This is a genomic window from Herbiconiux sp. SALV-R1 (assembly GCF_013113715.1).
Classification (GTDB): Bacteria; Actinomycetota; Actinomycetes; order Actinomycetales; family Microbacteriaceae; genus Herbiconiux.
Map to the genome: position 1 here is coordinate 22780 of NZ_CP053345.1, position 9216 is coordinate 31995.

8 protein-coding genes are annotated in these 9216 nt (G+C 62.0%); 2 read left to right on the plus strand and 6 right to left on the minus strand.

Translation table 11 applies throughout. The annotated features are described in order from the left end of the window. The first annotated feature begins 149 nt into the window (after positions 1 to 149). On the plus strand, positions 150 to 719 hold the full coding sequence (locus HL652_RS20980; RefSeq protein WP_171707507.1) for a hypothetical protein: 570 nt from the start codon (positions 150 to 152) through the stop codon (positions 717 to 719). A gap of 358 nt (positions 720 to 1077) precedes the next feature. Further along, a complete protein-coding gene (locus HL652_RS20985) occupies positions 1078 to 2067 on the plus strand; it encodes an FRG domain-containing protein (protein ID WP_171707508.1) in 990 nt (329 codons plus the stop codon). A gap of 499 nt (positions 2068 to 2566) precedes the next feature. On the opposite strand, the gene HL652_RS20990 is transcribed toward HL652_RS20985, so the two are convergent. From HL652_RS20990 to HL652_RS21015, 6 genes are all read right to left on the minus strand, one after another. After that, the gene (locus HL652_RS20990) at positions 2567 to 3244 is read right to left on the minus strand and encodes a cation diffusion facilitator family transporter (protein ID WP_171704747.1); all 678 of its coding nucleotides are present in this window, start codon (positions 3242 to 3244) and stop codon (positions 2567 to 2569) included. Continuing rightward, on the minus strand, positions 3241 to 3594 hold the full coding sequence (gene cmtR, locus HL652_RS20995; RefSeq protein WP_171704748.1) for a Cd(II)/Pb(II)-sensing metalloregulatory transcriptional regulator CmtR: 354 nt from the start codon (positions 3592 to 3594) through the stop codon (positions 3241 to 3243). Before cmtR ends, HL652_RS20990 begins: the two co-directional genes overlap by 4 nt. Before the next feature lie 31 nt (positions 3595 to 3625). Further along, complete coding sequence (locus HL652_RS21000) at positions 3626 to 5104, minus strand: hypothetical protein (protein WP_171704749.1); 1479 nt, start codon at positions 5102 to 5104, stop codon at positions 3626 to 3628. Continuing rightward, a complete protein-coding gene (locus HL652_RS21005) occupies positions 5101 to 5427 on the minus strand; it encodes a helix-turn-helix domain-containing protein (protein ID WP_171704750.1) in 327 nt (108 codons plus the stop codon). The genes HL652_RS21000 and HL652_RS21005 overlap by 4 nt, the downstream gene beginning before the upstream one ends. A gap of 2 nt (positions 5428 to 5429) precedes the next feature. After that, the gene (locus HL652_RS21010) at positions 5430 to 6545 is read right to left on the minus strand and encodes a tyrosine-type recombinase/integrase (RefSeq protein ID WP_171704751.1); all 1116 of its coding nucleotides are present in this window, start codon (positions 6543 to 6545) and stop codon (positions 5430 to 5432) included. Positions 6546 to 7142: 597 nt separating this feature from the next. Continuing rightward, positions 7143 to 7679 carry a hypothetical protein gene (locus tag HL652_RS21015; RefSeq protein ID WP_171707509.1) on the minus strand — a complete coding sequence of 179 codons (537 nt, stop codon included), beginning with the start codon at positions 7677 to 7679 and terminating at the stop codon, positions 7143 to 7145. Positions 7680 to 9216: the final 1537 nt, after the last annotated feature.

Genomic DNA, 9216 nt, shown 5'->3' on the forward strand with positions numbered 1-9216 from the left:
TGCGGCTTCCCCAGGCATTCGCACGAGACAGGGTTTCGGCAAGAGCGGTTCCTCCGCTGGCCGCGCTACTACGTGGGGGAGGGGGCGTCCGTATCAAGGTGCTGATCACCACGTTGATGATGGCCACGCGGCCACCACACGATACGAAGGTGAGCGCGAAGGAGCTCGCGGAGATGCTTCACCTGCCGGACCCAGAGAGTGCCGGAAGCCGTCGCGTCAACAAAGCCTTCGCTGATCTTCAAGAAAACGAGCTCGTGCGTCGGGAGCGGAACCCGGGGCATGTACCCTCCACGGTTGTACTGTTTCCGGGTGGTGGAGGCGAGGAGTGGGATGACACGAAACTGCAAGAGGGTTACATCACGCTGCCAATTGAGCTGTGGGAGCGGGGCTGGATTGTAACCCTATCTGGTACCGCGATCGCACTACTAGTGATCTTGCGCGAGCTCACTGGTGGTCGATCCGCGCCCCGAGGCATCTACGTCGAAGCGCACCGCAAGCGCGAGTACGGTCTTTCCGACGACACCTGGACCAAAGGCACGAAGGAACTGCGCGAGGCAGGCCTCCTTAGGATCATTGAGGAAGTCGAGACATCTCGTGGTGAACCACGGCGTCGCAACCTTCACACGCTCCTGCTCGATAACCTTAAGAACTACCACCCAGGCGAGGTACCCGAAGATGCCGCTGCCGCATCGGAGCCAGTGGGTCCGCATTTTGAGTGAGCCGTCCAAAGGGGGCGCTACCGACACAGCGGCCGCCACTTCAAACCGAATCGCGATCTCACTCGTCGGTGTTCGCGGCGTGGTCGATCACTGCGGCTCCAACCCGGCGCGTTCCCCACAATCGGGGTCTATCTCCGGTAGGGCGGCGACGCCTACCCATCGGAGTGGGTACCGACGATACCGGGGGCGTCTACCTCACCGTCGACGAGTGACATCTCCATCCCGGCGAAGCACAACTCCCCACGGAGCGCTGACGTCGACCCCGCCGTGTGCCACCGAACGGGCGCGGATAGGCTAGCCGGGAGGCCACTCGGGGGAGAGGCAGAGAGGGCGGCGCAATGCTCGTACGAGGAGTGGCGTGAGTGCCGCCCAGGAGTTTTTCTCGGAGCGAGAACATATCGTCGCGGCAAAGAGCGGGGCTGAATACGTTCAAGGTTTGAAAAACCTGCTTGAGGGAGCTGAAACCCTCGATCAGGGCGGACTCATTCCCGCACCCTATGGATCGGACAGCGTCCGTTACTTCTTCCGCGGACAGGCAACCGGGAGCTACGGGCTGAACTCCTCGTTGTACAGGACCTTGAAGAGTGGGTTGTCGCCAGACGCCACGCCTAAACAGATCGAACAAGACATGGTGGCGGCGGAAAAGCGCGTCCTCGACGAAGCGCGGGCCCAAGGTATCGGTCGAAACTTGACAGCGCTGGAGCTGCTGACAGTCCTCCAACACCATCTCATTCCTACCCGGCTCATCGACGTCTCTGCGTCGTGGAAAGTCGCGCTCTACTTCGCCAGCGAACTGCACGACAGCTTCGACGGTCGTATCTTCGTGGTCGGGACAAGACCATCGTTGTGGGAGGAGTTCGCTCGTTCCAAAGGGCAGCACGTCGAGTGGCCCAATCCGGAGGCGCATCCATGGCAACAGACCACGTGGCCAGTTATCCTGCCGTTCACGGATCCGCGAATGATCTCGCAGCAGGGCTATTTCCTCGTAGGTGGGCTCACGACAAACGTGGGAGGCCACCATCAGTATTGGAACGACACGAAAATTCATCCTCCGAAGGGAAACCAGAAGCGGGCCCCGTTGACGCAACAAGAGCTGAGAGATGTTTCCACGCTGATGATCAAATTCCCGATGATTCATGGGGCGCAGGGAGGGCCACTGGCAAAGTTGGAAAGAGAACTTAAGGGAAATTGGACCGCTGCCGGTTTGACGATCCCCGTTCCCGGAGACCTGAAACCTGAGATCAGGAAGGTCTTGGACGATCACCACGGCATCGGGGAGGATTCAATTTATCCGCCTGTCGACGAGAGCCTTCGACTTCTCAAACGTGTGGCCGGGACTCGGCCCTAGGACAGCCGAGAGGGGCGATGCCCACGATGGCTCGAACGAGCCACCGCCGGGCCTCTGCTCGATCGTGTGCAGGCCGCGTGCGAACGCGACGCGAAAGCTACTAAACGACGCCACTTTTCCACAGAGCCAACGGTCGGGAGACTCCCCTCTGGGGAAGCTGCTTATCCGCCTGTTCCGCTGGGCGGCGTAGCTGATGGAGAAGACGATTCCGACGGCGAGCACGACTCCGACGAGGTCGTCGAGGGCTTTCCCGAGGTGGGCGTCGGCAATCTTGTAGCGGTTCTGAACTGCGCGACAGTTCATCCTCGGGCGCGCTCTCGGAAGCCATCCGAATAAATTTAGATCGTTGCGATACTTCCGAGGTCAGGGGCCGGCCAGCTCGCGTCCAATGAGAAGATGCCGTCCTTATGTGGTGCCCCGGCGGATTCGTGACCGGCGAATTCTGTTCGTTTGGGCGTCCTTTGGGGCAGCTGACAGAGTTGCGGTGACCCCGAAGCCCTCAGTGGTGGTGGCCTTCGTCTTTGTGGTCGTCGTCCTCGAGGAGCATGCCGACTGAGGTGGCGCAAGCATCGCCCTTCCAGGCTTGGATGCCCTCGCGGATCGCAAAGATGACGATCACGAGAGCGGCGATCGGGTCGGCCCACCACCATCCGAAGAGCGTGTTCAGGAGGAGGCCGATGAGGACGGCGGCCGAGAGGTAGGTGCAGATCAGCGTCTGCTTCGAGTCGGCGATTGCTGTCGCGGAGCCGAGTTCGCGTCCGGTGCGTCGTTCCGCGAGCGAGAGGAACGGCATGATGACGACGCTGAGAGCGGTGAGGACAATCCCGACGGTGCTGTGCTCGATGTCGACCGCTTGGGTGAGGGTCAGGATGGCGTTGGCGCCGACGTAGAGGGCGAGAGCGAAGAACGCGAGAGCGATGACGCGGAGGGTGCCCTTCTCCCAGCGCTCGGGGTCTTTGCGGGTGAACTGCCAAGCAACGGCTGCAGCGGAGAGCACTTCGATTGTGGAGTCGAGGCCGAAACCGATCAGGGCTCCGGATGAGGCTGCGGTGCCGGCCGCGATCGCGATGATCGCCTCGATCAGGTTGTAGCCGATCGTGATGGCGACGATCAGGCGGATGCGCTTCTGCAGCACCGCCTTTCGGTCATGGTTTGGGCGTTCGGTTGTGGTGGTCACAGGGTGACCTCGCAGCAGCCGGGGACGGTGCAGGCTTCGTCGTTGCAGGGGGCGGAGGCGTCGACGGCGAGCACGACTCCGACGAGGTTGTTGAGTGCTTTCGCGAGGTGGGCGTCGGCGATCTCGTAACGGTGCTGCCGGCCTTCGGGTTCGGCGACGACGATGCCGCAGTCGCGGAGGCAGGTGAGGTGGTTGGAGACGTTCTGACGGGTGAGTTCGAGCTGCTGGGCGATCTCCGCGGGGTAGGCCGGCTGGTCCAGCAGGAGCATCAGGATGCGCGATCTGGTCGGGTCGGCCATGGCGCGGCCGAGCCTGTTCATGACGTCGAGGCGCGTGCTGATCGTGAGCATGAGCCCATTAATACAGTGTCTGCTGTATTAATCAAGCGGTGCTGGTGCTGGTGCCGGTGTTGGGGGAGGGGCGTCTGGAGACGTAGTCCGCGAATGTGGCTCCGGTGTTCTGACGGTGCTTGTCGGTGACTTGGTAGCTGTAGTTGAGGGAGTCGGCGACGACGGGTGCGGGCAGTTCGAGGACGAGGGCTCGAAGGGAGGCGTTGCGGGCGCCGCGGAGGTCGACCCCGGCGTTGCGGAGCTTGTTCATCAGGGTGCCCTGGTGGAGGTGTTGGCCGGGTCGGCCGCCGGGGAAAAGCCACTGGTTGTCGCGGTGGGCGGATGTTGTCTGATGGGGCAGCGCGGCGAGGTGTTCTCGGATGACACGGTCGAACGGTGACGGAATGGTGAGGACGTCGCCGGTGAACGCGACGATGATCGCCGTTTCGGTGGCCGTGAGCTGGTGCAGCCGCATTTGCGCGATGCGGACGAGTGGCTGCCCATAGAGCAGGAGGAGCAGGGCTGCGGCGCGCTCGTCCGGGTCGAGGGCGTTGGTGGGGGAGAGGAGCCGGGTGATGTGGTCGAGTCGTTGTTGCTGGGTGATGATCGGCTCCGCCTTCGCGACTCGGTAGGGAAACTCGAGCGAGGGGAGGTGGCGGTGGCTGACGGACCAGCGGACGAAGCCGCGGGCAAGACTTCGGGTGGTGGGGCCTATGAGCCAGTCGTCGATGTCGGTCTGGGTGCAGGTCGCGGGGGAGTGGCCGCGGTCTCGGATGTGGCGCAGGAACTCGAGGGCGACGGTCGTTGATTGTTTGGCGGAGAGGAAGGTGCCCTTCTTCAGCTGGCCCGTGGTGGCGAGGTGGTGCATGCGGTTGAGGTGGACCCAGCGGGCGTATTGCCTCAGCAGGCGTGCGTCGTCAGGTTCGGCGCCGGCGAGTTTGCTGTCGAGCCAGGTCTGGAATCGTTCGATGTCGAGGTGGACAGGGTCGAGGAGGCCGTGTTCGACGCAGAGTTCCCGGAGGAACGCGACCTTGCTCGGATGGCTGTGTCCGGTGAAGGTGGCGTGCTCGAGTGGCGCGACGCCGCGGGAGAGATCTCGGATGAGTGCCTTCGTGTGCGGGTTGACGATCAACCAGACCCGGGCGCTGCGGGCGTGCGCCTGCTGCGTCAGAGCGGTGAACAGCGGCAGCATCGTGGGGTTGATGTGCCCGTGGGTGTCGGTGAAGAGGTCAGTGAGGTCGTCGGTGAGGCAGCAGTGGGCGCAGAGTCCGATGCGGACGGGTTCGTCTTCGCGGCCGCAACGGGCGCAGTGGAAGTCTTTGGGGATTCCGGCGCAATCGACGCAGCACGGTTCCTCGGCGAGCAGTCCGGGAAGCAGACGATTGACGTGGCAGCCCGGGCAGGTGCCGTGGAGGCGGGTGGCGCGTTGGTAGCAGCGTCGACAGATGCGCCCCTCAGGCCACGTGGTGGCGAACCGAACCCCCGTGCGGCCGCAGCGGACGCATTCGGCAGGGGAGCGGGGCCGGCTCATTCAGGTCGGTGGACCCGTGCTCGAGCGGGACGGAACGCGTCCTTCGTCGCCGAGGCGTCGACCGTTCCGGTGGCGCGGTCGGGAACGGCCTGGACGGTGATCGGGCAGAGCTCCTCGAAGGTGCAGTCGAGGGTGTCGAGGATCGCGCCGAGCAGTGCCAGGTTCATGCGTTCGGGCGTGCCGCCGACGAGGCGATAGATCTGCGAGTCCGAGAGGTGGATGCCCCGATCGGAGAGGTGCGGGATGAGGTCGGAGATGGTGTTCATTCCTCGGGCGGCCATCAGCTCCCGAAGCCGCCAGCCGTGTTCGATTCGTCGTTGCATGGTCAGGTTTCCTTCGTGGTGAGCTGGGTGGCCATCCGGGCGATCGCGTCATCGACGACGCGGGCGCGGTAATCGGGGGACAGGCCGGTATAGATAGAGGTCGTGGAGGCGTGTTCGTGGCCGACTTGCTGCTGGATGAAGAAGGCGTCGTAACCGTCCTCGACCAGGTGCGTAACGTAAGAGCGGCGCAGCGAATGGAAGTCGAGATCCTCGACCAAGCCCGCCTCGCGGCGGACCTCGTTGAAGGCCCGGCTCACGGAGTCAGCGGCGACCATGCCGCTGCGTTCGCTCGGCCAAAGCGCAGTCGACCCGGGTGGCGCGAACAGCGGCCGGACATCGGTTCTCCATTCGCGTATGCACTCGACGATCCAGTCGAACTCCGGCAGCGTCAGAACCGTGCGGCGCTTCGGGGGAGAGCCGCGCATCGCCTTCCCGAACCGGACATAGATGATCCCGACATCACCGAACTGGCGTGCCCTAGGGTTTGAGGCGAGATCGACGAGATCGAGTTGACGGACCTCGTTGCGGCGCAGACCCCAGGCGTAGGCGGCCTTCATCATCGTCGCGATCCGGAACGCCGGAATCCAGCCCTTCGACCCGGAGCGGCGGATGCGGAGCACCCGGTCGTCCGCGCAATCGAACAGGTCCTGGATCTCGTCGCGGGTGTAAGGCCGCTTTCCGGGGGTGCCGATCGCGGCCTGCGCGTGACGGGCGGTGTTCCACTCGTGGAAGACCTGAGCGGGGTGGTCACCGAACCGGTCCCAGCAGTGCTCGCTCCAGCCGTAAGCCGGATCGGTCAGATACTCCAGGAACATCCGCAACGCGTTCTGGTAACCCAGCAGGGTCGCGTGGGACGCGCCCTTCAAACCGCGGAGCTCGAGGAAGAACTCATCGACCATCGACGCCGTCCACGACCACGGATAGCAGCCAGCGAACGCCAGGAACCGCACCGCGATCGAACGGCGCTTCTCGATCGTCGACGCCGACAGAAGCCGAGTGACCTGCTGTGCAGCCCACCCGTCGAGCATCGCCACCCAGACGCTTTCCTCGGCGTTCAGGATGGCGATACCAGCGCGCAGATGGACAGGAACCGCTCCTGGTTGACCCGGCTCATCCATCCGCATAATATGCGAAATGTTCGCATTAACCGCGAATGTGCGTCAAGCGTGTCAAAGAAACGTCCGATCAGCGGTCATTTACTAACAAGGGCGTCGAAGCGATTTCCATGCAGTCCACTCGTTCTTGGCGTCCAGGCGGGCTCTGGTTCCTTGCAATGTGAGGGAGGTCGAGGGGACCGGCCAGTTCGAATCACGTGCGAAGATGCCGTCTTCTTATTGACATAATAATTATTATCGGCTTGGCGCGCAGCGACCACCATAAGGCCCGCGATCCGCAGGGTCGCGACTAGCTCCGCAACTTGCGAAAGCACCGCCGCTCAAATCGTCCGCTTTACGCCTCAGGTCGACCATCAGCCAATTCGGATCAGACTTACCAAATTGATGATGAATGGGACCACGCAGAAAATCAGAAGTAAAACCCCACCGAAAACGCTGTGACCGGGGGTGTATCGACGAGCCAAAGGTCCTCCATTGTCGCCAAACGTTCGAAAAAGAGTCTGCATTCCTTCCGCGCTCTTGTGTCTGAAGACGATGAGGCAAGTTCCAAGGATGATGCCGAAAGCGTAGAAAATGAGAGGGGCCATGATGCTCCGGACGCTAATCGTCGCTGGCGACGATTAGCGTGAGCTTCGACCGATCTGGCGATACGCCTACATACTCGAAGAAGCCGTCGACTCCGATGACGTTGCCCCAGTCATGCTGCGCGAACGATCGAATGTCCGGCAGCTCATAGACGGTCCAGTCTGTCGGCAGAAGATCCTCAATCATTGCCCCGACTTTTGCTAGAAACGCCAGGGGTGCGCCGTCGTACTTGCGCGCCCAAGCCTCGAGTTGGCAAAGAGCGTCCACTCGAGCGACTGGCGAGAATGTCGCCGCTGAGATGGCGTCAAGGCGGTAGGGTCCGTGAACCCGAGCACCTGGAGACGGGCGACTTGGCGTCGGTTCGGCGAAGCTATGGTCGTACCAGTCGTTGGCCACTAGAGAGGCGAGAATCTCAGCATCGCTGCCGGGTGACTTGATTGTGAAACGACGACAATCTATCCAGCGAAAATCAGGGCCGGTCTCCGTGAAATTCAGAAACGGCGAATCAATGTGGACCAGCACAGCCGCCGTCGCATCCGTCCCCTTAACCATGCCGCGAGACTACCTGCGAAGGAAGGTCGTCGTCGTGGGTTCTGGCGTGCGTGGCGTCGGCTTCGAGGTGGCTGCACTGCGAGGCGCGGTAACCGGCGATGCCACGATTGCAAGCTTGAGGGCCATCGCGTCTGAGACGAAGGTGGCGATGGGGCCGGGCAAGGGACCTGTCTACGGCACTCAGATGCACACAGCATGGGAGAAAGCCGCCTTGAGCGCCATCCTGATCTCACCTCCGAACCGAAGTGTCGTACCTCTGAGGACCCGGGCGTCCAGAGGCAAGCAATCAGCCTGCGATCGAACGGTCGCAGGCTCCGCCGGCGACAAGGCTTGTTGCTCTCGCGCGAATGCCCAGGCGACTGCGACGGAACTGCGCCCGTCCTCCCGGAGCAAGACTATTGCGCTGTCGACACGTCCGTAGTTCCATCGCTGTCGGTCTCCCCAGACCATGGACTCGCCCCCCTGTAGTCGACGCGACTGGCACGTTGGCCGACGTAACCTCGGAACGTCGTTCGGGCGTGCGCGCGCCAATCCTCGAGCTCAATAGAATCCTCGAGCTCAATAGGTTGGAATCAAACGTCGCGCGATAACCGTTGGATGCGATACAGCGAGTTCCGCTGCTGCTGAGACCCCTGGACCGCATGTGGGTGACCATGTTCAAGAAGGCTTCTTAAGTGCTTCCCCCGCTTGCGCTCTTACTTTCAAGAGTTGGTCTCGTATGAACCCGCTCTGCGCGCTCTCGGGCATCCCGTACTGAGCCAGCTCGAGGTCGGCTTCTGCATCGCGTAGTCGGTCGATTAACATACGATCGGTTTGATCTAACAAACGCATGGTTGAATCCAGGCGCGACTGAACGTCTATCACTCCGGCACCGTCGTTAAGGTACCGGTCGATGATCTGAATAAGCTCGGACAGGAGCCGGTGGCGGCTCTGGTTCATTTGCTAAGGACCGTCACAACGATTTGACCTTCTTGCTCTGTCACAACCTGCACACTGCCCGAAGTGTATATCGTTCGTACCAATCCGGTACTTTCCATCGTCATTTGGCGGGGTACACCGCTTTGAATAATCGCCTAGCGCCGAGCCGCGAGCTCGACTTACGGATCCAGCGGCGCAGCTATCTCCGGGTTGAACACCTCATAGGAGCCCGGTGAATCTTGATTCATCCGTCCCTATGAGCGCGGAGATCTCAGTTGACTTGGGCTAGGCAGCCTAGTCGGGGCACGTCCGTCTACCAGCAATATTCAAAGCCATTGAGGGGAGGAGTAGAACACCCTTTTCTAAAGCTTTTCGACTCGGGTCGACGGCCCTTGAAGGTCGATTGCGTCATCCGCGAAAGCAACCAGGAGTTCGGTAGGGCTATAGACCGGCGCTCCGTTCTCCAAACGACCTAGACAGATATGAGCGCAGCTGCCATTCTCTGTTACGAGCGACACCGCCCATAGCGCTTCAGCGTATGAGTCCTCCGCCTGATGAAAATAGGCGGAAATAGCACGAACGTTCGACCGCGTGAAGCGCGCCCATCCCGGTCGTTCCG